Source organism: Pseudooceanicola aestuarii (genome assembly GCF_010614805.1).
Taxonomy (GTDB): Bacteria; Pseudomonadota; Alphaproteobacteria; order Rhodobacterales; family Rhodobacteraceae; genus Pseudooceanicola; species Pseudooceanicola aestuarii.
Window position 1 is genome coordinate 401,425 of the sequence record NZ_JAAFZC010000001.1, and the last position, 21,462, is coordinate 422,886.

At 68.3% G+C, this 21,462-nt stretch carries 18 protein-coding genes; 7 read left to right on the forward strand and 11 right to left on the reverse strand.

Annotated features, from left to right (window positions below; all coding sequences use genetic code 11):
* The first annotated feature begins 28 nt into the window (after window positions 1-28).
* From G5A46_RS01785 to G5A46_RS01795, 3 genes are all read left to right on the forward strand, one after another.
* On the forward strand, window positions 29-1,657 hold the full coding sequence (locus G5A46_RS01785; protein ID WP_163846728.1) for an AMP-binding protein: 1,629 nt from the start codon (window positions 29-31) through the stop codon (window positions 1,655-1,657).
* 119 nt (window positions 1,658-1,776) lie between these two features.
* On the forward strand, window positions 1,777-2,802 hold the full coding sequence (locus tag G5A46_RS01790; RefSeq protein ID WP_163846730.1) for a hypothetical protein: 1,026 nt from the start codon (window positions 1,777-1,779) through the stop codon (window positions 2,800-2,802).
* A gap of 119 nt (window positions 2,803-2,921) precedes the next feature.
* On the forward strand, window positions 2,922-4,055 hold the full coding sequence (locus G5A46_RS01795) for a bifunctional transcriptional activator/DNA repair enzyme AdaA (RefSeq protein ID WP_163849839.1): 1,134 nt from the start codon (window positions 2,922-2,924) through the stop codon (window positions 4,053-4,055).
* Window positions 4,056-4,264: 209 nt separating this feature from the next.
* Here G5A46_RS01795 and G5A46_RS19715 read toward each other — a convergent pair whose 3' ends face one another.
* From G5A46_RS19715 to G5A46_RS01835, 8 genes are all read right to left on the reverse strand, one after another.
* Window positions 4,265-5,659: a hypothetical protein gene (locus G5A46_RS19715; RefSeq protein WP_239520578.1), complete on the reverse strand. Its 1,395-nt coding sequence runs from the start codon at window positions 5,657-5,659 to the stop codon at window positions 4,265-4,267.
* A 65-nt stretch (window positions 5,660-5,724) separates the two neighbouring features.
* Complete coding sequence (upp, locus tag G5A46_RS01805; RefSeq protein ID WP_163846732.1) at window positions 5,725-6,366, reverse strand: uracil phosphoribosyltransferase; 642 nt, start codon at window positions 6,364-6,366, stop codon at window positions 5,725-5,727.
* A complete protein-coding gene (locus tag G5A46_RS01810) occupies window positions 6,366-7,352 on the reverse strand; it encodes an adenosine deaminase (protein ID WP_163849840.1) in 987 nt (328 codons plus the stop codon). Before G5A46_RS01810 ends, upp begins: the two co-directional genes overlap by 1 nt.
* An 8-nt stretch (window positions 7,353-7,360) precedes the next feature.
* A complete protein-coding gene (locus G5A46_RS01815; RefSeq protein ID WP_163846734.1) occupies window positions 7,361-8,569 on the reverse strand; it encodes a phosphopentomutase in 1,209 nt (402 codons plus the stop codon).
* Complete coding sequence (locus G5A46_RS01820; RefSeq protein ID WP_163846737.1) at window positions 8,569-9,921, reverse strand: thymidine phosphorylase; 1,353 nt, start codon at window positions 9,919-9,921, stop codon at window positions 8,569-8,571. Before G5A46_RS01820 ends, G5A46_RS01815 begins: the two co-directional genes overlap by 1 nt.
* Window positions 9,921-10,316, reverse strand: coding sequence for a cytidine deaminase (locus tag G5A46_RS01825; protein ID WP_163846739.1), 396 nt, complete (start codon window positions 10,314-10,316; stop codon window positions 9,921-9,923). The genes G5A46_RS01820 and G5A46_RS01825 overlap by 1 nt, the downstream gene beginning before the upstream one ends.
* A 210-nt stretch (window positions 10,317-10,526) precedes the next feature.
* Window positions 10,527-11,177 carry a YiaD family glycine zipper/OmpA-like lipoprotein gene (locus G5A46_RS01830; protein ID WP_163849841.1) on the reverse strand — a complete coding sequence of 217 codons (651 nt, stop codon included), beginning with the start codon at window positions 11,175-11,177 and terminating at the stop codon, window positions 10,527-10,529.
* 222 nt (window positions 11,178-11,399) lie between these two features.
* A complete protein-coding gene (locus G5A46_RS01835; RefSeq protein ID WP_163846741.1) occupies window positions 11,400-12,290 on the reverse strand; it encodes a methylated-DNA--[protein]-cysteine S-methyltransferase in 891 nt (296 codons plus the stop codon).
* 122 nt (window positions 12,291-12,412) lie between these two features.
* On the opposite strand from G5A46_RS01835, the gene nth reads away from it, so the two are divergent.
* Together nth and G5A46_RS01845 are read left to right on the forward strand one after the other, a co-directional pair.
* On the forward strand, window positions 12,413-13,057 hold the full coding sequence (gene nth / locus G5A46_RS01840; RefSeq protein WP_163846743.1) for an endonuclease III: 645 nt from the start codon (window positions 12,413-12,415) through the stop codon (window positions 13,055-13,057).
* Window positions 13,003-14,040, forward strand: coding sequence for an adenosine kinase (locus G5A46_RS01845; RefSeq protein ID WP_420821342.1), 1,038 nt, complete (start codon window positions 13,003-13,005; stop codon window positions 14,038-14,040). Before nth ends, G5A46_RS01845 begins: the two co-directional genes overlap by 55 nt.
* A gap of 219 nt (window positions 14,041-14,259) precedes the next feature.
* On the opposite strand, the gene lpxK is transcribed toward G5A46_RS01845, so the two are convergent.
* From lpxK to G5A46_RS01860, 3 genes are read right to left on the reverse strand one after another with little or no spacing between them, the layout of a single operon-like run.
* A complete protein-coding gene (lpxK, locus tag G5A46_RS01850) occupies window positions 14,260-15,255 on the reverse strand; it encodes a tetraacyldisaccharide 4'-kinase (RefSeq protein WP_163846748.1) in 996 nt (331 codons plus the stop codon).
* Window positions 15,255-16,541 carry a 3-deoxy-D-manno-octulosonic acid transferase gene (locus G5A46_RS01855; protein ID WP_204318676.1) on the reverse strand — a complete coding sequence of 429 codons (1,287 nt, stop codon included), beginning with the start codon at window positions 16,539-16,541 and terminating at the stop codon, window positions 15,255-15,257. Before G5A46_RS01855 ends, lpxK begins: the two co-directional genes overlap by 1 nt.
* A gap of 6 nt (window positions 16,542-16,547) precedes the next feature.
* Window positions 16,548-16,787 (reverse strand): DUF4170 domain-containing protein, encoded by a 240-nt coding sequence (locus tag G5A46_RS01860; RefSeq protein ID WP_163846751.1) that lies wholly within the window; start codon window positions 16,785-16,787, stop codon window positions 16,548-16,550.
* Between the two features lie 209 nt (window positions 16,788-16,996).
* Between G5A46_RS01860 and G5A46_RS01865 the strand changes: the two genes are divergently transcribed.
* Entirely contained in the window at window positions 16,997-19,279 is a 2,283-nt protein-coding gene (locus G5A46_RS01865; protein ID WP_163846753.1) for an NADP-dependent malic enzyme, read from the forward strand.
* A gap of 223 nt (window positions 19,280-19,502) precedes the next feature.
* Window positions 19,503-21,395 carry a propionate-CoA ligase PrpE gene (prpE, locus tag G5A46_RS01870; protein WP_163846754.1) on the forward strand — a complete coding sequence of 631 codons (1,893 nt, stop codon included), beginning with the start codon at window positions 19,503-19,505 and terminating at the stop codon, window positions 21,393-21,395.
* Window positions 21,396-21,462: the final 67 nt, after the last annotated feature.

Sequence of the window (21,462 nt, forward strand, 5' to 3'; positions counted from 1 at the left end):
TAGACATTAACAGGAGGAGACGAGACCGATGGGCTGGATGGCTGACGAGACGGGCCTGGGCAAGACCCGCGCCAATTACGTACCCCTCACCCCGCTGACCAACCTGCGCCGCGCGGCGATGATCTGGCCGGAGCGCGAAGCGCTGGTGCATGGCACCTTCCGCATCACCTATCGCGATTACGCCCGGCGGGTCAGCCGCCTTGCCTCGGCGCTGATGGCGCGGGGCGTGGCATCAGGGGAAGTGGTGGCCACGATGCTGCCCAACCTGCCCGCCCAGGCAGAGGCGCATTTCGGCGTGCCCGCCTGCGGTGCGGTGCTGAACACGATAAACACCCGGCTGGAGGCGGGGACCGTGGCCTATATCCTGGACCATGGCGGGGCCAGGGTGCTGTTGATCGATCCGCAATTCCTCTCCGTGGCAGAGGAGGCGTTCACCCTGATGGAAGGCCCCGCTCCACTGGTGATCGAGGTGGCAGATGACCAGTCGGGCTATCCCGCCGGAAGCAAATACACCGAATACGAGGCCCTTCTGGCAGAGGGCGATCCCGATTTCGACTGGATCATGCCCGAAGACGAGTGGGAGAGCATCGCCCTGAACTACACCTCCGGCACCACCGGCCGGCCCAAGGGCGTCGTCTATCACCATCGCGGCGCGCATCAGAACGCCATGGGCCAGATCCTGTCCTGGCGGATGCAGCTATATCCGCGCTACCTGACCATCGTGCCGCTATTCCATTGCAACGGCTGGTGCCACACGTGGATGATCCCGCTGCTGGGCGGCACGCTGATCTGCTGCCGCGACATCACCGCCAGCGCTCTCTTCGACGCATTCGCGGACGAGGGGGTGACCCATTTCGGCGGCGCTCCGATCGTGCTGAACATGCTGATCAACGCGCGGGAGGAGGAGCGCCGCAGCTTCCCCCAGATGGTGGAGGTCTTTACCGCCGGGGCGCCGCCTGCCCCCGCGACCCTCGCGCGGATCGAACAGATGGGGTTCAACGTGACGCAGGTCTACGGGCTGACCGAAACCTACGGCCCCGCCACCGAATGCACCTGGGACGACGATCTGTGGGGTCACCTGGAAGGCGACGACCGTGCCGCCGTCAAGGCCCGGCAGGGCGTGCCGATGCCGGCCTTTGATCAGATCACCGTGATGGACGACCGCATGACCCCGGTGGCCGCTGACGGCACGACGCAGGGAGAGATCATGTTTCGCGGCAACGGTGTGATGAAGGGCTATCTGAAGAACCCCGAAGCGACGGAGCAGGCCTTTGCCGGCGGGTATTTCCATTCCGGCGACATCGCCGTGTGCCATGCCGACGGATATGTCCAGATCGCCGATCGGGCCAAGGACATCATCATCTCCGGCGGGGAAAACATCTCCTCGGTGGAGGTGGAGGGGGTGCTGATGGCGCATCCCGCCGTGTCGCTGTGCGCCGTGGTGGCGCAGGCCGATGACACGTGGGGCGAAGTCCCCTGCGCCTTTGTCGAGCTGAAGGAGGGACAGACCGGCGATGCCACCGAAATCATCGCCTTTGCCCGCAGCAGGCTGGCCGGGTTCAAGACGCCCAAGGCGGTGATCTTCGGCGAATTGCCCAAGACATCGACCGGCAAGATACAGAAATTCGAACTGCGCCGCCGGTTGCAGGCGGGCTGAGGCATGGCCCCCGGTGTCGGGGGCAACAGACGAGGGACCACGCGGTGCCGCACGCGATTGCGGCCCCGTACCGCCCCATGATACCCTGCCCCCGACCAAGAGGCGGAGCAGGCCCGGCGATGACGGCTTTGACGGAGTATCAGCGGCTGGAGGCCGCGGGCCTGTGGCGCGCAGACGCCGGGGCACAGCGGCGCGACGTGATCGTCTCTCTGGGCGATGCGACGCTGATCCTCACCGACATGGCTGACCGGCCGCTGGCACATTGGTCGCTGGCTGCGCTGACCCGTGCCAATCCCGGCGAGGATCCGGCGATATACCACCCCGACGGCGACCCGAACGAAACGCTGGAACTGGCCGGCGACGAGGCGGAGATGATCCGTTCTCTGGACCGTGTGCTGGCCTCGGTCGAGCGGCGAAGACCCCGGCGCGGGCGCCTGCGGCTGGTGATCGTCACCCTGACCGTGCTGGTTCTGGCGCTGGCGGCCACATTGTGGTTGCCCGGCGCGCTGCAATCGCATGCCCTGTCCGTCCTGCCCCAGGTCAAGCGGGAGGAGATCGGCCGCCAGCTGCTGGGCGAGGTGCAGCGCCTCACCGGTCCGGCCTGCACGCAGGGCGGCGGGCAACAGGCGCTTGACCGGCTGGCGCAGCGCATCGCCGGCAACCGCCCCACGCCCGCGCTGCGGGTGATGCCACGGGGCGTTCGCACCTCGTTGCATCTGCCTGGCCGGGTGATCCTGCTGGATCGCGGCACCGTGGAAAACCACGAAGACCCCGAAATCACCGCCGGTTTCATCGTGGCAGAGCGGCTGCGCAGCCAGCAGGTCGATCCGATGGCCCGGCTGCTGGACCAGACCGGCCTGCGCGGCGCTGTCCGGCTGCTGACCACCGGCGCGCTCAGCGGCCCGCAGCTACGCCGTCACGCCGAATGGCTCCTGGCCACGCCCGCCACCGCGCTGACCGATGCCGCCCTGCTCAAGGCTTTTGCCCGCGCCGGAATCCGCTCCACCCCCTATGCGCTGGCCCGCGATCCCTCCGGGGAGCAGGTGCTGGGCCTGATCGAGGCCGACCCCTTCCCCGGTGGCAGCGACGCGCCGATCCTGCGCGACGGCGACTGGCTGCGCCTGCAATCCATTTGCAGCGGCTGAGCCTCGCCTGACAGCCCTTTGGCCCCGGCGCCGCATGGCCCGTCCGCCGCGTTCAGACGCCGCCCATATCCCTGCCCGATTTGCGGCCCCCCGCCAGCGGAGAATCAGCTATTCCGGCAATCATGATGACGATGCCCCCCTTTGACACGCTTTATGCCGCGCTCTGCGCCCGCGATGCCGCCTTCGAGGGGCGGGCCTGGGTCGGCGTGACCTCCACCGGGATATTCTGCCGCCTGACCTGCCCGGCGCGCAAACCCAAGGCGGCGAATTGTCGGTTCCTTCCTTCGGTCGCGCGCTGCATGGAGGAGGGGTACCGCCCCTGCAAACGCTGCCACCCGCTGCGTCCGGCCGGGACCGCCGATCCGTTGATCGCCAAGCTGGTCACGGCGTTGGAAGCCACGCCGGACCGACGCTGGACCGAGCGCTGCGTGGCGGCGATGGGGCATGACCCTTCGACCGTGCGGCGGGTGTTCAAACGCCACTACGGGATGACCTTTCTGGACATGGCGCGCCAGACCCGCCTGCGTCGCGGCTTCGAGGCGCTGAAGGCCGGGGAGCGTGTCATCGACGCCCAGCTGGAGGCCGGGTTTGACAGCGCCAGCGGATTTCGGACAGCCTTTGCGCGGCTATTGGGCGTAGCGCCGGGGCATTTGACCGGACAGGAATTGCTGCGCGCCGACTGGATCGCCACCCCGCTGGGGCCGATGATCGCCGTGGCCGATCAGCGCAGCCTGCACCTGCTGGAGTTCCTTGACCGCAAAGCCCTGCCGGCCGAGCTGAAGAAGCTGCGCGCGGCGGCGCGTGGTTCCCTGGGCCTGGGCCGCCTGCCGCCCACCGACTGGATCGCCACGGAGCTGGAGCGCTATTTCGCCGGACACCTTGGCCGGTTCGAGACGCCGGTGACCTTGCACGGCACGCCCTTTGCCCGGCAGGTCTGGCAGGCCTTGCGTGAGATCCCCGCCGGGGAGACGCGCAGCTATTCCCGCATCGCCCGACAGATCGGCCGGCCCGAGGCGGTGCGCGCCGTCGCCCGTGCCAACGGAACCAACCAGCTGGCGTTGATCGTGCCCTGCCACCGGGTGATCGGCTCCGACGGATCGCTGACCGGCTATGGCGGCGGGCTGTGGCGCAAGGAACGGCTGATCGCGCTGGAACGCCAGTCCGGGGCCGGGGGCGGTGTCGAAACCGACAGCACGATCAGCAGCGGTACAGAAGATCAGGCGACGCCAAACCCCGACGTCGCCGCGCAATAGGCGCCTGCTGCACGGCACGACCGCAGCACAAACCAAAGGCGTGGGAGGTTGCGGCACGAGATCCTGATGCCACGTGCAGCGGCGGCGTCGCGACGATCGAGTCCGCTACTCGACGCCGCGATGTGCCCCAACCCGGACAAGCAAACGGCGGGCCGCGATGGCCCGCCGTCGTGATGGCTTCGACCGGACGCCCCCCCCAGCGCGCGATCCTAGCGCAGGCTGCCCGGCGCGATCTGCGGATAGGGAGTGCGCGCCGCCGGCGCCTGGTAGCCCGGCAGGTTCGGGGCGCGGCCCGCTCCGGCATGGCTGCGCACGGCCCGGTTGACCACGCGCACGCCCGCGCTTCGCCCCACGCCCTGGCTGGAGACGATCGGCGCACGCATCGCCTGACCCGGCGGCGGGATGTAGAAGCCCACGCTATGCGGATTGGCCCCAGCCTGCGCCCGGCGCGGATCGCCCTGCGGCACGGCTTCCACGCGGACCAGACGGCGGGGCACCTCCTGGGTCCAGATCGCGTCCATCTGCGCCTTGCCGGCAAAGGTCTGCATCGCGCGATAGGGGTTCAGGCGATCATCCTCGAACGCGGGTTTGTAGCCCTTGGGAACGCGGACGCCCGTGGTCGACAACACCCGGTTCTCGTAGACATGGCGCGGCATGATCGTGGCGCGCGGGCTGACCTGATGCGGCTGCACCACGCGCGCGGGCACGACGCGCCGCACCTCTGTCCGGGGCACCGTCGTCAGGGCAATGCGCGGCGCGGGAGCATAGTCCGCCTGCGGCACGGGCAGCGCGCCGGGCGTCCGCGACCCGGCGGCGACCCGCACCGGGTAATCCGATGGGCCGCAATTCACCGTGTACCGCCCGCCATGGGTCGACACGTAGCGCCGGCCCACCGGTGACAGGTTCGGACAGGCCACGCCCCCCTGGGCGATGGGCGCACGGTCACGGACCGGGGCCATCGGGGCGGGCGCATGGACAACGCGCGGCGCGGGGGACGGGGCGATGGACACGCGGCGATAGCCGGGCTGGGCGCTCACGGCCGCGCCGCGATAGCTGGGGCGCGGTACGCTGGCGGACGGGGCGGGGCGATTGACCTGCGGCGTGGTGCGCAGCTGCACGATCCGGCCCTCGGGCTTCATCGCGCGGACGCTGGCGATACGCTGCGGCGTCCGCACCACCGGCAGCGGCTTGGAGGACGGCATCTGCCGGGTGGTGGCGCGGGCCTGCGCGCGCGGCTGCGCCGCAGTGCCGGTGGTGGCGGCAGGCGCGGATTTCCCGCCGATTTCGGGGGCGGCCGCCGTGATTGTTACCGGCGCCGGGCCCGAAGGTTTCTGCGCCGGGGCCCCGGCATTGGCGATCTCCGTGGGTTTGAACCCGCAGATCACCTTGCGATTGCGCGCCACGCGCGGCACCCAGGTGGTCGCGCCATCGACGCCCGCCCGGACATAGACACAGCCCTTGCTGTCCACGTATTGCTTGCCCGCGAAACTGGCGGGCGGGAATTCCGCCGGGCCGTCATCGCTGCGCAGGCTTTGCGCGTTGAGCGCCGTACCACCCAGCGAGGCCGCCACCAGGCACAGCGTCGCGAATTTCAGAAACTTCATCATCATCCCCCGCAGATGCAGCTTGGAGTGTGACAAAATTCCGCCTGTGAGTAAAGCGCCCCCGCCTATTTCGTGCCGAACATCCGGTCCCCTGCATCGCCAAGTCCGGGAACGATATAACCCTTTTCATTCAAGTGGCTGTCCAGCGACGCGGTGATGATGGGCACGTCTGGATGGGCCTCCTGCATCCGCTTCACCCCTTCGGGGGCGGCCAGCAGGCACATGAACCGGATATTGGTCGCGCCGGCGTCTTTCAACAATTGCACGGCGGCCGCGGAACTGTTGCCGGTGGCCAGCATCGGGTCCAGCGCGATGACCAGTCGATTCTGCATCTCGTCGGGCACCTTGAAGTAATATTGCACCGGTTGCAGGGTTTCTTCGTCCCGGTACAGCCCGACAAAGCCGACCCGCGCCGCCGGGATCAGCTCCAGTACGCCGTCCAGCAGCCCGTTGCCCGCCCGCAGGATGGAGATCAGAGCCAGTTTCTTCCCGTCCAGAACCGGGGCGTCCATCGGCTCCATCGGGGTATCGATGCGCATGGTGGTCATGTCCAGGTTGCGCGTCGCCTCGTAGGCCAGCAACTGGCTGATCTCCCGCAGCAGGCGCCGGAACCCCCCGGTCGAGGTATCGGCCTTGCGCATGAACGAGAGTTTGTGCTGCACCAGCGGATGTTTCACCACGGTGAGGTTGTTGAATTCTTCGGACATCAGGCGGTCTCCAGCTTCTTGGCGATCTGGACTTTCGTGTCCTCGTTGCAGAAGGCCGCGTCAAGGGCGGTGCGGGCGATTTGCGCGAACGCCTCGGCCTCCCAGCCAAAAGCGCGGTGCAGGGCATCGTATTCCTGCGCCATGGTGGTGTGAAAGAACGGCGGATCGTCGGTAGAGACGGTGATCCTCACTCCCGCCTCCTGCAACATGCGGATCGGGTGGCGCGCCACATCCGGGTAGAGGCCCAGCGACACGTTGGAGCCAGGGCAGACCTCCAGCACGATGCCGTCGCGGGCCAGCCGTTTCACCAGGGCGGGATCCTCGATCGCGCGGACACCGTGGCCGATGCGTTCGACGCGCAGATCATCCAGCGCCTCGACCACCGAGCGTGGACCGCCCCATTCGCCCGCATGGACGGTCAGGCGCAGCCCGGCCTCCCGTGCCAGGTCATAGGACCAGGCGAAGTCGCGCGGGCGGCCCTTCCCCTCATCGCCGCCCATGCCGTAGCCGACGATCCAGTCGCCCGCCGTCTCCGCCGCACACAGCGCGGCGCGTTTCGCCTGCTCCGGGCCGAAATGGCGCACGCAGGTGACGATGCCGCGCAACACGATGCCGTGGGCGCGTTCGGCGGCATCCGCTGCCTCCCGAATGGCGGCAAGGTATTCGCGCCAGGCGCCAACGTCGCCACCGCCGCAGAAATCCGGCGAGATGAAGCTTTCGGTGTAGATCACGCCGTTGGCGGCGCTTTCTTCCAGGATCGCGGTGGTCAGGCGGGCATAATCCTCCGGCGTCTTCAGAACGGCGGTGGCGGCCTCGTAAACCTGGAGGAAATGCACGAAGTCGCGAAAGGCATAATTCCCCGCCTCGTCAAACACTCCTTCCAGGTTCACCGATTTCTCCTGACCCAGACGGCGGATGAAATCGGGCGGGGCGGCGCCCTCGTGATGCAGGTGCAGCTCCAGCTTGGGCAGGGCGGCGAAATCCATGGGTTCGGTCAAATCAGACTCCTTCCCGGCCCTTGGGCGGGCACGTCCAGATGGGCGGCGACGGTAGCGGCGACATCGGCAAAGGCGCATTGCCCCCCGGCCCCTTGCCCCAGCCCGGCGATCAGCACCGGAACCCGTTCGCGGGTGTGGTCGGTGCCGGGCCAGGTCGGGTCGTTGCCATGGTCGGCGGTGATCAGCAGCATGTCACCGGGGCGCAGCCGGTCCAGCAGTTGCCCGACACCAGCGTCGAACCATTCCAGCGCGCGGGCATAGCCCGAGACATCGCGCCGATGGCCATAAAGACTGTCGAATTCTACGAAATTGGCAAAGGTCAGGCTGCCGTCCCCGGCCTCCTCCGTCAAGCGGAGGAGGTGTTCCATCAACAGCGCATCCGGCCCCTTGGCCACATCGCTGATCCCCCGCATGGAGAAGATATCGCCGATCTTGCCCACCGCGTGAACCGTCCGCCCTGCGCTGGTGACCCAGTCGCACAGCGTGGGCGCGGGCGGGGCGATGGCGAAATCGCGGCGGTTGGCAGTGCGGGTGAACGCCCCTGGCACGCCGACAAAGGGGCGGGAGATCACGCGCCCGACCTTCATCGCATGCAGCGTCGGCGCCAGATCGGCACAGAGGCGTTGCAGCCGATCGAGGCCGAAACTCTCTTCATGCGCGGCGATCTGGAACACGCTGTCGGCAGAGGTATAGCAGATTGGCCAGCCGTCACGCATATGCGCCGCGCCATGTTCGGCGATGATCGCGGTGCCGGAGGCGTGGCAATTGCCGTGAAGGCCGTCGGTCCCGGCCAGGCGGCAAACGTCTGCCACCAGATCGTCGGGGAAGGCAGGGCCGGTGTCGGGAAAGTAGTGCCAATCCCAGGGCACCGGAACGCCGGCCAGTTCCCAATGGCCCGAGGGCGTGTCCTTGCCGCGGCTGATCTCGCTGGCGGCGGCATGGATGCCGCGCCGGGGCGCGCCCAGGCCCGGCGGCGTCTCTCCGGTGGCCAGCGCGCTGGCGGCGCCCAGGCCCAGACTGTCGAGATGCGGCAGCCGCAGCGGGCCGCTGCGGCCGTCCTCGGCCCGACCCTCGGCACAGGCCTGGGCGATATGGGCCAGCGTGTTGGCACCCGTGTCGGGCAGGTGCCCGTTGAAGAATTGATCGGCATCCGGCGCGCCGCCGATACCGACGCTGTCCATCACCACCAGAAAGGCCCGTGCCATCATCCCACCCTTTCGTGCACCAGCGGCGGCGTGTCTTCGGCCACCGGGCCCAGCGTGATCGCGGCATGGACGGCGGCCACCGCCCGATCCGCCGCATCTTCCCGCGCCGCGTGAACCTGCGCAAGGGGCTGTCCGGCCTCCACCCATGTGCCCAGCCGGGGAAGCCCGGCCAGGCCGACGGCGGGGTTGATCACATCGCCCTCGACCTGGCGTCCGCCGCCCAGGGCGACGACGGCGAGGCCCAGAGCCTCCCCCTGCATGGCGGCGACGTAGCCGGCGCGCGGGGCCGGGACTTCGCGGATCACCGGCGCCTCGGGCAAGGATTGCGTCCAGCTGCCGGCGAAATCCTGCGGCCCGCCCATCGCGGCAACCATACGTGCGAAATTCTCGGCGGCGCGCCCGTCATCAATGGCGATGCGCATTCGGTCGGCGCCGTCCTGCGCGTCCTCGGCCAGACCGGCGCCGGCCAACACTTCGCCCCCCAGCCGGGCGGACAGGTCCAGCAGCGGCCCCCGGGATTGCCCGGTCAGCACGCGCATGACCTCGGCCACCTCCAGCGCGTTTCCCAGCGCGGGGGCCAGCGGCTGGTTCATGTCGGTGATCAGGGCGACCGTCGGGCAATCGGCCGCATTGGCGGTGGAGACGAGCGCCCCGGCCAGGGCGCGCGCGTCCGCCAGCGTCTTCATGAAGGCGCCGGTGCCGATCTTGACGTCCAGCACCAGCCCCTCCAGCCCCGCCGCCAGCTTCTTGGACAGGATGGAGGCGGTGATCAGATCCAGGCTTTCCACCGTCGCGGTGACGTCGCGCACGGCATATAGCCGCCGGTCCGCAGGCGCGATGTCCCCGGTGGCCGAGACGATGGCACAGCCCACATCCCCCACCACCCGGCGAAAACGCTGTTCGGTCAGCTGGGTCGACAGGCCCGGTATCGCCTCCATCTTGTCCAGCGTGCCGCCGGTATGGCCCAGCCCCCGGCCGGAAATCATCGGCACATAGGCGCCGCAAGCCGCCAGCGCGGGTGCCAGCACCAGCGAAGTGCAATCGCCCACCCCGCCGGTCGAATGCTTGTCCAGTACCGGGCCAGGCAGATCCCAGCCCAGGACATCGCCACTGTCGCGCATCGCCAGCGTGAGGGCGACGCGCCCGTCATCCCCCAGCCCGTTCAGCAGCGCGGCCATGGCAAAGGCACCGGCCTGCGCATCGCTGACCGTGCCATCCGCCAGGCCGCGCGCAAACCAGTCCAGCGCGGCACGGTCGGGCCGCTGACCATCGCGCAGCCGGGCCAGGATGGCGCGGGCGCTTGGCGTGCCCGTGGCAGGCACGCCACCGGGCGCATCACCGGGGACGGCCATCAGGCGCGATCCATATGGCCTGCCTCGAACCGGCCGGGCAGCAACTCTGCCACGCTCATCACCGTTTCGGCGCCATCGGTGGTGAACAGGCGCACCGCCACGTCCGGCGCCGCGAATTCCGCGATCTTCTGCCGGCAGCCACCGCAGGGCGGCACGGGGCTGGGGCTGTCGGCGATCACGCAGATCTCGGCGATTGCGGTGTCACCCGCCGCGATCATCGCCGCGATGGCTCCGGCCTCGGCGCAGGTCCCCTCGGGATAGGCGACATTCTCGACATTGCAGCCGACATGGGTGTTGCCGTCGGTGCTGCGCAGGGCGGCGCCGACCTTGAAGTTGGAATAGGGCGCATGGGCATTCAGCCGCACGTCCCGAGCCGCATTGCGCAGGTCTGTCATGGGATCCTCCGTTTGGGCCAATCTCAACAGGCCGGGCGCGGTTGGCAAGGCCCGCGTGAGGTTTCGTGTCCCTGCCGTCGCGTTCCCGCCCTGATGCCCGATCAAGGCGCCCCCCCTGCGTACGGGGCAGGAAAAGATAAAGGGTCCCAAAACGCGAAACGCCCCGACCGAGGGGGCGGGGCGTTTGCATCCGGTCCGGGACGGCCCGGATCAGGTCGTGGGCAGGATCACGATCTCCACCCGGCGGTTCTGGGCGCGGCCATCGGGCGTCAGGTTCGACGCGCGGGGCTGGTCCTCGCCCCGGCCAAAGGCCTGAACGCGAGAGGACGAGACGCCGTTGGACAGCAGGACACTCGCGACCGAATTGGCGCGGCGGGCGGACAGCTGTTGGTTATAGGAGGCCTCGCCAGTGTTGTCGGTATGGCCGATCACCTGAACGGTGGTCTGCGGATACTGGTTGAGCGAGGCGGCAACGGTGCGCAGATCGGTGCGCAGCGTGCCCGTCAGCTCGGCACTGTCGGTGGCGAACAGGATGTCCTGCGGCATGGTCACGACCAGGCGATCGCCGGTGTTGACGATCTGCACGTTGCCGCCCAGATCGCGGCGCAGTTCCGCTTCCTGCTTGTCCAGGAAGGAGCCGTAGGCCGCGCCGGCGATGCCGCCCGCGACGGCGCCGATGGCCGCGCCCTTGCCCTTGTCATCGCTGACGATGGCGCCGGTGGCCGCGCCCAGCAACGCGCCAAGACCAGCGCCGCCACGGGTGTTGCGGTAGCCGTCATTGGCGGTGGTTTCGGCGCAGGCGCCCAGCGCCAGCAGCGCGGCGCCCGACAGCGCCAGGATCGGTTTGCGATTGGTAATCATCTCTGCCCTTTCATGTTCGGCCCTGCGGTCGGGCCTCTCCATGTCCATATCCATATCCCAGGCGGCGCGCAGCCCCCCGTCCGGAATGAACAACGCGCGAGCTTTCGGCTGGTTCCCGCCCACGCCACGAATTTTCCGCATCTCGGGGCACAAGGCCAAGCCCATGGGGGGAAGTTGCCCCCCCTCCCCCGCTCGCAGGACGACGGGCAGGGGCGGGTGGCGCTACCCCGCCTCGGCCCGCGCGCTTTCCCAGGCCAGCATGGCGCGTTTCACCGGCAGGCCCCAGTGATAGCCCCCCAGCGCGCCGCCCTTGCGCAGGGCCCGGTGGCAGGGAATCAGCCAGCTGACCGGGTTTCGCCCCACCGCCGTGCCGACCGCCCGCTGGGCGCGGGGATGGCCGATGGCGCGGGCGATCTCGGAATAGGTGGTGACATGGCCGCTGGGCACGGTCAGCAAGGCCTCCCAGACCTTGATCTGGAAGGGCGCGCCCAACAGGTGCAACCGCGTCTCCCCCCGCTGGGCCATCGCGGCGGCGACCCATGGGGCGATGGCGTCAGGATCTTCGGTCAGCGTGGCGCGGGGCCAGCGCGCGGCCATGTCGGCCATCGCCGCATCGCGCCCCATTTCGGCGGTGAAGGCCAGACCGCAAAGGCCGCGAACGGACGCCATGGCCAGCACCTCCCCGAAGGGGCTGTCAAACCAGCCCCAGCGCAGCGTCAGCCCCGCCCCGCCTCGGGCGTATTCGCCGGGGCTCATCGCCTCCCAGCGCAGAAACAGATCATGCAGGCGCCCGGACCCGGACAGCCCGGCGCCCAGCGCCGCTTCCACCGTGGAGAACCGCGCCGACAACAGCCGCCGCGCCTGTCCCAACGCCAGGTATTGTTGATAGCGTTTCGGCGAAATCCCGGCCCAGGCGGAAAAGATGCGCTGAAAATGCGCCGGGCTCATCCCCATGCGGGCGGCGAGGTCTTCAAGCGACAGCGGCGTGTCGGCCGCGTCGATCTCTTCGATGGCGCGGCGGATGACGTGGTAGTGGTAGCCGTCCTCCGACGTGGCCGACGCCAGGGCGGGCGCGTTGTGCAGGGGGGCGGCTGGTGCGGGTGCGGCGGGCATGGCGATCTCCTTTCGGGCAGGTTACGCCCTGCGGCGCCACCGCGCGACCCGCTTCTTGCGGGTTCGGAGCAGTGCTGGCCGGACCGCTTGTCAGACGGGTCGGGACACGGCATAGCAGGACCATGGCCCGTCAACTCTCCTACCCCGTCATGCGCGAGATCTTCGCGCGGTTCCACGCAGCCGAACCCGAACCCAAGGGGGAGCTGAACCACGTCAACGCCTATACCCTGGTGGTGGCCGTCGCCCTGTCTGCCCAGGCCACCGACGCCGGTGTCAACCGCGCCACGGCAGAGCTGTTCCGCATCGCCGACACGCCCGAGAAGATGCTGGCGCTGGGCGAGGAAGGCGTGACCGAACATATCAAGACCATCGGCCTGTTCCGTCAGAAGGCGAAGAACGTGATCAAACTGTCGCGCATTCTGGTGGAGGAGTATGGCGGCGAGGTGCCCAATTCCCGCGCCGCCCTGCAATCCCTGCCCGGCGTCGGGCGCAAGACCGCGAACGTGGTGTTGAACATGTGGTGGCACTACCCGGCGCAGGCGGTGGATACCCATATCTTCCGCCTGGGCAATCGCAGCGGCATCGCACCCGGCAAGGATGTCGTGGCCGTGGAACGCGCGATCGAGGACAACGTGCCCGCCGATTACCAATTACACGCGCATCACTGGATGATTCTGCACGGACGCTATACCTGCGTGGCGCGAAAACCCAAATGCGCGGCCTGCCTGATCCGCGATCTCTGCCTGTACGAGGAGAAGACCCTGTGACCCGATATGACGTGATCGGCATCGGCAATGCCATTGTCGACGTGATCAGCCAAAGCGACGATCAATTCCTGGACTTGATGGGCATTCAGAAGGGCATCATGCAGCTGGTCGAACGCGACCGGGGCGAGATGCTGTATGGCGCCATGGAGAACCGCCGTCAGGCGCCGGGCGGTTCGGTCGCGAACACGCTGGCGGGGCTGGGAAATCTGGGCCTGAAAACCGGGTTCATCGGCCGGGTGCGCGATGATGCACTGGGCCAGTTCTACGCGCGCGAAATGGCCGAGGACGGCACCGATTTCGTCAACGCGCCGGTGGCGGGCGGGGAGTTGCCGACCTCCCGCTCGATGATTTTCGTCTCCCCCGACGGGGAGCGGTCGATGAACACCTATCTGGGCATCTCGGCGGAGCTGGGGCCGGAGGACGTGGCGGAAGAGGTGGCAGCCAATGCCGCCCTGCTGTTCCTTGAGGGGTATCTCTACGACAAGGACAAGGGGAAAGCCGCGTTCGAAACGGCGGCCCGCCTGACCCGCGCCGCCGGTGGCAAGGCCGGGATCGCCCTGTCCGATCCGTTCTGCGTGGATCGCCACCGCGCCGATTTCCGCCAGCTGGTAACCGAGCTGGACTACGTGATCGGCAATGAACACGAGTGGAAATCGCTGTACGAGGTGGCGGATCTGGAAGACGCGCTGACCGCCGCCGCCGCCGATTGCGGGCTGGTCGTCTGCACCCGTTCCGGCCAGGACGTGGTCCTGCTGCGCGGGGCGGAGCGGGTCGTGGTGCCGGTGACCGAAGTGGTGCCGGTGGATGCCACCGGCGCGGGCGACCTGTTCGCGGCCGGGTTCCTCTATGGCCTGGCCACCGGGACGGATCTGGCCACTGCGGGCCGGATGGGCTGTGTCGCGGCGGCGGAGGTGATCTCCCATTACGGCGCCCGGCCGGAGGGCGACCTGACCGCGCTGTTCCAGGCGGAGGGGCTGCTGTAACGCCCCCCCTTCTACGGGACTATGTGCGAAAAGGCGCGGTGGGGGCCGGTGTGCGCCAACTGATCCCACGGCGGGGGTGCTGCGATCCCGTCCGCAGCCCCTTGCCCCCAGGGGCCAAAGCACGGGTCAGCCGCGCCGGGGCAGCGCCCGCACCCATTCAGCGCGCCTATCGCACCGTGACGCGGGGCCTGGCCGGGCAATCCCCTCGGCCAGGCCTGTCTATTCCGGCAGGAGGCGTTCCAGTGCCGCATCCAATGGCGCGGGGTCGTCAAGGCGCAGCCGCACCGGCAGGGTCAACACCTGCTGCTGCAAGGCGCGCGGCAGGCGCACCGCGTCCTTCTCCGTCGTGACCAGCTGCGCGCCCTGGCGGGCCGCATCATGCAGCAGGCGCTGCATCAGGGCCGGGCTCAGCGGTTGGTGATCGGCCAGTGCCTCCGTCTGAAGCAGATCGGCACCGAGGCCACGCAACGTGGCAAAGAACTTCGCCGGATGGCCGATCCCCGCAAAGGCCAGCACCGGCAGCCCATGCCAGTCCATCCCGGTCTGCAACGGGGTCAGAGCGCCACGCAGTCGGGTCATGTCGCGGGCATCAGGCCAGCGGGTGGCGAACCGCTCCTGCGCCACGGCGGCGCCGATGGTCAGCAGCAGGTCGGCCCGCGCCAGCCCGCTGGCCACCGGCTCCCGCAGGGGGCCGGCGGGGATACAGCGCTGATTGCCGAAACCGCGCTCGGCATCGGCCACGATGATCGACAGATCCTTGGCCAGTGCGGGATCCTGGAACCCGTCGTCCAGGATCAGCACCTGCGCGCCGGCGGCCACCGCCGCACGGGCCGTAGCGGCCCGGTCCCCTCCCACCCAGCAGGGCGCAAAAGCGGCCAGCAGCAGCGGTTCGTCCCCGGTGTCGGCGGCGGTATGGCGGGCCGGATCGACGCGGGTCGGCGCCGTGATCCGCCCCCCGTATCCGCGCGAAACGACATGCGCCGCCACGCCGCGCCGCGACAGCGCCTCCAGCAGCGCAATCACGGTGGGGGTCTTGCCGGTACCGCCGGCATTCAGGTTGCCGACACAGATCACTGGCGCGCCGGGGCGGATCGGCCGGCCGCGCGCCAACCGCCGGGCCGTGGCGCGGCCAAAAGCCGCGCCCAGCGGCGACAGCAGCCGGGCGGCCAGGCCGGGCGCCGTGACCGGGCGGTTCCAGAAATCGGGCGCGCGCATCAGCCTGCCTGCCTTTCGTCGATCGTTGCCGCGATCCAGTCCATCACCGCGTCCGTGACCTCCGCCCCCTGGGTAACAACCTCCCAGCCGGCACTGGCCATCTCCGCCGCCGCATCGGGGGCCGACAGGCGGATCACTGCATTGGCCAGACCTTCCGCATCACGGATCAGCGCGGCGGCACCGGCGCGGACCAGGCGGGAATAGGCTTCCATATGGGCGGGGATATGCGGCCCGTAGATCACTGCCGACCCCAGCGCCGCGGGGGCAAAGGGATCCAGCCCTGACATGCCGCGATGCAGCGACCCGGCCATGAAGGTAACGGGGCACAGACGATACCACAGCCCCATCTCGCCCGCCGTGTCCGCCAGCAGGATCTGGGTCTCGTCCGTGGGCATCGCACCGTCGGACCATTGCTCCGCCCGCCAACCACCATCGCGCAGCATCGCCGCGATCGCGGTGCCCTGGGCCGGGTCGTCGGGGACCAGCACCAGCAACAGCCGATGCGCCAGCCGGGAGGCGCGACGGTGCGCCTCCAGCACCACCGACAGCTCTTCTTGCGCCACCTGCGCGGCCAGCCAAAGCGGCCGCCCCTCCAGGTCGGCGGCCAGCTGGTCGCGCAGTTCCGCATCGCCGGACAGGGCCGGACCCGCGTCCTGCAACGGGCCGGTGACGGTGATCCGCCCCGGCTGCGCGCCCAGCCGTTCCAGCCGCCGCCGGGCATTGCCCGACACCGCGAAAATGGCGGCGAAGTTATCCAGCACGCTGCGGCTCATGTCCGGCAGCCAGCGCAGGCGGGCGTCATCGAACCCGGCCGCCTCCGCCTCCACCAGAAGTGCGGGGATGCCCCGCTTGCCGGTGAGGGTCAGCAGCGCGGGGCGCAGGTTGCCATGCGCCCAAAGGCACAGATCCGGCTGCCAATGATCCAGAAAGGCGCGGACCGCGCGCGTTTCCTCGGGCGGGGCGGACCGGTGAAGGATCTCCATGTTCTCCAGCCCGTCACGATCGGGCCGGGGCGGCACAATATCCCCGGCGGCAGGACCATCGGCCGGATCGTCGCGCGGCCCCTCGCCGCCGCCTGCCGGGTCATGGGTCATCAGCACCGTCGCATCGGCCCAGGACTGGTGCAGGCGGTGAACCAGCTGCATCAGCGCGACCTGGCGCGCGGCGGGCGGGCAATGCAGCCAGATCAGCGGGCCGCGCGGGCGGGCCTGCGCCTCCCCCCTACGGGGACGGCGCGCCCGCCCGGCGAGCGCCATGTAGGCCGCCAGGCTGACCGAGCGGGGCACCCGCGCCTAGCCGAGTTCTTCGGTCGGCGAGGCGGCGGCTTCCTCGTCGCGCAGGCGGTGCAGATGGGCGATGAAATAGCGCATATGAGCATTGTCCACGGTGCGCTGCGCCTCGGCCTTCCAGGCGTCATAGGCGGTAGCGTAATCTGGGAAGATGCCGACGATGTGGATATCCTCGACATCCTTGAAGGTGGATTTGGTCGGATCGACCAGCTCACCGCCGAAGACAAGGTGAAGGCGCTGCATGTGCCGCTTCCTTTCGGGTTGGGGCATGGGATGGGCGCAACCTGCGCAGAAGGCGTGTGCGGGTCAAGGGCGCGACGGTCAAGAGGGGGTGGCAGGGGATGCCCGACAAGGGGGCGCGAGCCGATCCGGTGCCGGGACGCCGGACCCCACTTCTCACCGTCGCGAAAGTGGTTTAATGCTAAACTACCCACCGGAGGGAAGGACACCCGATGAGCACGCCATCTTCCAAGGACGCACTGCGCGCCGCCGCGCTGGCCTATCACCGGCTGCCCAAGCCCGGCAAGCTTGAGGTCCGCGCCACCAAGCCGCTGGCCAATGGCCGCGACCTCAGCCTGGCCTATTCGCCCGGCGTGGCGGAGGCCTGCCTGGATATCCGCGACGACGCCCAGACCGCCCGCGACTACACCGCGCGCGGCAACCTGGTGGCAGTGATCTCCAACGGCTCCGCCGTGCTGGGGCTGGGCAATATCGGCGCGCTGGCATCGAAACCGGTGATGGAGGGCAAGGCCGTCCTGTTCAAGAAATTCGCCGGCATAGATTGTTTCGACATCGAGGTCGACGAGACCGACCCCGAAAAGCTGGCCGATATCGTCTGTGCCCTCGCCCCGACCTTTGGCGCCGTGAACCTGGAGGACATCAAGGCGCCCGATTGCTTCATCGTGGAAAAGATCTGCCGCGAGCGGATGAACATCCCCGTGTTTCACGACGACCAGCACGGCACCGCCATCGTGGTCGGCGCCGCCGCCACCAATGCCCTGCACGTCGCCGGCAAGCGGTTCGAAGACATCAAGATCGTGTCCACCGGTGGCGGGGCGGCGGGAATCGCCTGCCTGAACATGCTGCTGAAACTGGGCGTACGACGCGAAAACGTATGGCTGTGCGACATTCACGGGCTGATCCACACGGGCCGCGAGGAGGACATGACCCCGCAAAAGGCCGCCTATGCCCAGTCCACCGACCTGCGCACCCTGGACGAGGCCATCGAGGGCGCCGATCTGTTCCTGGGCCTGTCCGGGCCCGAGGTTCTGAGCCCCGAAATGGTCGGCCGCATGGCCAGCCGGCCGATCATCTTCGCCCTGGCGAACCCCACGCCCGAGATCATGCCCGAGGCCGCGCGCGCGGTCGCCCCCGATGCGATCATCGCCACGGGGCGCAGCGATTTTCCGAACCAGGTCAACAATGTCCTGTGCTTCCCCTTCATCTTCCGGGGGGCGCTTGACGTGGGCGCGACGGAGATCAACGACGAGATGCAGATCGCCTGCATCGAGGGCATCGCCGCCCTGGCCCGGGCCACCACCAGCGCCGAGGCCGCCGCCGCCTATCGTGGCGAGACGCTGACCTTTGGCGCCGATTACCTGATCCCGAAACCCTTTGACCCGCGTCTGTCGGGGGTCGTTTCCGTCGCCGTGGCCAAGGCGGCGATGGACAGCGGCGTAGCCACCCGCCCGATCGAGGATCTGGACGCCTATCGCCAGAGGCTGAATTCCTCGGTCTACAAATCCGCGCTGTTGATGCGCCCGGTTTTCGACGCCGCGCGCACCGCCTCGCGCCGGATCGTCTTTGCCGAGGGTGAGGACGAGCGCGTGCTGCGCGCCGCCCAGGCGATCCTGGAGGAAACCACCGAACACCCGATCCTGATCGGCCGCCCCGACGTGATCGCCCACCGCTGCACCCGCCACGGGCTGAAGATCCGTCCGGGACAGGATTTCCACGTGGTTAACCCCGAAAACGACCCCCGCTACCGCGATTACTGGGGCACATATCACCAGATCATGGAGCGGCGCGGCGTCACCCCCGACCTCGCCCGCGCCATCATGCGTACCAACACCACCGCCATCGGCGCCGTCATGGTCCGGCGGGAAGAGGCCGACAGCCTGATCTGCGGCACCTTCGGGGAATACGGCTGGCATCTGAACTACATCCAGCAGGTGCTGGGCAGCCCGACGCAGCGCCCGCATGGTGCGCTGTCGATGATGATAATGGAAGACGGGCCGCTGTTTCTGGCGGACACCCATTGTCACGCCGAGCCCAGCCCCGCCCAGATCGCGGAAGCGGCGATCGGCGCCGCGCGGCACGTCCGCCGCTTTGGATTGAAACCCTCGATCGCCCTGTGCGGGCGGTCGCAATTCGGCAACCAGGACACCGGCACGGCCCAGCGCCTGCGCGCCGCGATGGAGATCCTGGACAGCGCGCCGCGCGATTTCATCTACGAGGGCGAAATGAACATCGATACCGCCCTGGACGCCGATCTGCGCCAGCGCGTCTTTCCCGGCGCGCGGTTGGAAATGAATGCAAATGTGCTGATCTTTGCCCATTCCGATGCCGCATCCGGTGTGCGCAACATCCTGAAGATGAAGGGCGGCGGGCTGGAAGTCGGGCCGATCCTGATGGGCATGGGCAATTGCGCGCATATCGTCAGCTCCTCCATCACCTCGCGGGGGTTGCTGAACATGGCCGCCATCGCGGGCACGCCGGTTTCGCATTACGGCTGATCGGATCGGGAGGCCGGGTCACGGCGACTTAGCAGATTTTTGCAAAGTCGCCACTTCTTTGCCAATCCCTGAATATTCCCGTCGGGTTTGCAAAAATTTGCAGGTCCGAAAGGTTATGGATTGCAAACTTCTTGCACCAAAACCTTCCCCGCGCGGGCTGGCCTCTTGCCCCTGCCCGCGCCCTGTCGCACCCTTCCCCGAAATGCTCAGGGAGGAGAAAGCCATGGGATACAAGGACGTCTACGCGGCCTGGCAATCGGACCCCGAAGCCTTCTGGATGAAGGCGGCGGAGGCCATCGACTGGGATCGCAAGCCCAGCCGCGCGCTGAATGACGACAATGCCCCGCTGTACGAATGGTATACCGACAGCATGGTCAACACCTGCTGGAACGCCGTCGACCGCCACGTCGAGGCCGGGCGCGGCGAACAGGCCGCGATCATCTACGACAGCCCGATCACCAGCACCAAGCGCACGATCAGCTTTGCCGAGCTGCGCAACCGCGTCGCCAGCCTGGCCGGCGCCCTGCGCGCCAAGGGCGTGGAGAAGGGCGACCGCGTCATCATCTACATGCCGATGATTCCCGAAACCATGGAGGCGATGCTGGCCTGCGCGCGCATCGGCGCAGTGCATTCGGTGGTCTTTGGCGGCTTTGCCAGCCACGAACTGGCCGTGCGCATCGACGACGCCAAACCCAAGGCGATCATCGCCGCCTCCTGTGGGGTCGAACCGGGGCGCGTGGTGCATTACAAACCGCTGCTCGACGGGGCTATAGAACAGGCCACGCACAAGCCCGATTTCTGCGTCATCTTCCAGCGCGAACAGGAGGTCGCCAAGCTGGTAGAGGGGCGCGACGTCAATTGGCACGGCTTCCAATATGGTGTGGAACCCGCCGATTGCCTGCCGGTAGAGGGCGACCACCCGGCCTATATCCTGTATACCTCCGGCACGACGGGCCAACCCAAGGGCGTCGTGCGCGCCACCGCCGGGCACCTGGTGGCGCTGAACTGGTCGATGAAGAACATCTATGACGTCGATCCGGGGGAGGTGTTCTGGGCCGCCTCCGACGTGGGTTGGGTCGTCGGGCACAGCTACATTTGCTATGGCCCTCTCATCCACGGCAACACCACCGTCCTGTTCGAGGGCAAGCCCGTGGGCACCCCGGATGCCGGCACCTTCTGGCGGGTGATCTCGGAGCACAAGGTCAAGAGCTTCTTCACCGCGCCCACCGCGTTTCGCGCCGTGAAACGCGAGGATCCCAAGGGAGAGTTCATCGCGAAATACGACCTGTCTTGCCTGAAGGCGGTCTTTCTGGCCGGGGAACGCGCCGATCCAGACACGATCGAATGGGCGCAGAAGACGTTGGGCAAACCGGTCTACGACCATTGGTGGCAGACGGAAACCGGCTGGACCATCGCCGGGATGCCCGCCGGGATCGAGAAATTGCCGGTCAAGGTCGGCTCCCCCTCCGTGCCGATGCCCGGCTACGACGTGCAGATCCTCGACGAGGCCGGCAACGAGATGCCAGCCGGCGAGCTGGGCGCGATCGCGGTGAAGTTGCCCCTGCCTCCCGGCACCTTGCCGACGCTGTGGAATGCCGAAGCCCGGTTCCGCAAATCCTACCTCGATCATTTTCCCGGCTATTACGAGACGGGCGACGCCGGGATGAAGGACGCCGACGGCTACCTGTGGATCATGGCGCGCACCGATGACGTGATCAACGTCGCCGGTCACCGCCTGTCCACCGGCGCGATGGAGGAGGTCCTTGCCGCCCACCCCGACGTCGCCGAAACCGCCGTGATCGGCGTCAGCGATCCGCTGAAGGGACAGATGCCCGTGGGCTTTGTCTGCCTGACCAAGGGGGTGAACCGCCCCGAGGCCGAGATTTCGGCCGAATGCGTGCAGATGGTGCGCGACCGCATCGGTCCGGTCGCCGCGTTCAAGCTGACGGTGGTGGTGGACCGACTGCCCAAGACACGGTCGGGCAAGATCCTGCGCGCGACCATGGTCAAGATCGCCGATGGCGAAACGTTCAAGATGCCTGCCACTATCGACGACCCTGAAGTGCTGGACGAGATCACCGTGGCGCTGCGCGGCATCGGCTACGCCGGGGGCTGAGTGGCGACCGGGTGGGGCATCGCCCTGCCCTGACATCGGCTCAAATCCGCCCCGCCCCGCCCCGGCT

What these genes read in the sequence shown, in the direction of transcription:
- G5A46_RS01785 (WP_163846728.1), top strand. Translation starts at nt 29, where the DNA reads ATGGGCTGGATGGCTGACGAGACGGGCCTGGGCAAGACCCGCGCCAAT.
- G5A46_RS01790 (WP_163846730.1), top strand. Translation starts at nt 1,777, where the DNA reads ATGACGGCTTTGACGGAGTATCAGCGGCTGGAGGCCGCGGGCCTGTGG.
- G5A46_RS19715 (WP_239520578.1), bottom strand. Translation starts at nt 5,659, where the DNA reads ATGAAGTTTCTGAAATTCGCGACGCTGTGCCTGGTGGCGGCCTCGCTG.
- upp (WP_163846732.1), bottom strand. Translation starts at nt 6,366, where the DNA reads ATGTCCGAAGAATTCAACAACCTCACCGTGGTGAAACATCCGCTGGTG.
- G5A46_RS01810 (WP_163849840.1), bottom strand. Translation starts at nt 7,352, where the DNA reads ATGGATTTCGCCGCCCTGCCCAAGCTGGAGCTGCACCTGCATCACGAG.
- G5A46_RS01815 (WP_163846734.1), bottom strand. Translation starts at nt 8,569, where the DNA reads ATGGCACGGGCCTTTCTGGTGGTGATGGACAGCGTCGGTATCGGCGGC.
- G5A46_RS01820 (WP_163846737.1), bottom strand. Translation starts at nt 9,921, where the DNA reads ATGGCCGTCCCCGGTGATGCGCCCGGTGGCGTGCCTGCCACGGGCACG.
- G5A46_RS01825 (WP_163846739.1), bottom strand. Translation starts at nt 10,316, where the DNA reads ATGACAGACCTGCGCAATGCGGCTCGGGACGTGCGGCTGAATGCCCAT.
- G5A46_RS01830 (WP_163849841.1), bottom strand. Translation starts at nt 11,177, where the DNA reads ATGATTACCAATCGCAAACCGATCCTGGCGCTGTCGGGCGCCGCGCTG.
- G5A46_RS01835 (WP_163846741.1), bottom strand. Translation starts at nt 12,290, where the DNA reads ATGCCCGCCGCACCCGCACCAGCCGCCCCCCTGCACAACGCGCCCGCC.
- nth (WP_163846743.1), top strand. Translation starts at nt 12,413, where the DNA reads ATGGCCCGTCAACTCTCCTACCCCGTCATGCGCGAGATCTTCGCGCGG.
- G5A46_RS01845 (WP_420821342.1), top strand. Translation starts at nt 13,003, where the DNA reads ATGCGCGGCCTGCCTGATCCGCGATCTCTGCCTGTACGAGGAGAAGAC.
- lpxK (WP_163846748.1), bottom strand. Translation starts at nt 15,255, where the DNA reads ATGCGCGCGCCCGATTTCTGGAACCGCCCGGTCACGGCGCCCGGCCTG.
- G5A46_RS01860 (WP_163846751.1), bottom strand. Translation starts at nt 16,787, where the DNA reads ATGCAGCGCCTTCACCTTGTCTTCGGCGGTGAGCTGGTCGATCCGACC.
- G5A46_RS01865 (WP_163846753.1), top strand. Translation starts at nt 16,997, where the DNA reads ATGAGCACGCCATCTTCCAAGGACGCACTGCGCGCCGCCGCGCTGGCC.
- prpE (WP_163846754.1), top strand. Translation starts at nt 19,503, where the DNA reads ATGGGATACAAGGACGTCTACGCGGCCTGGCAATCGGACCCCGAAGCC.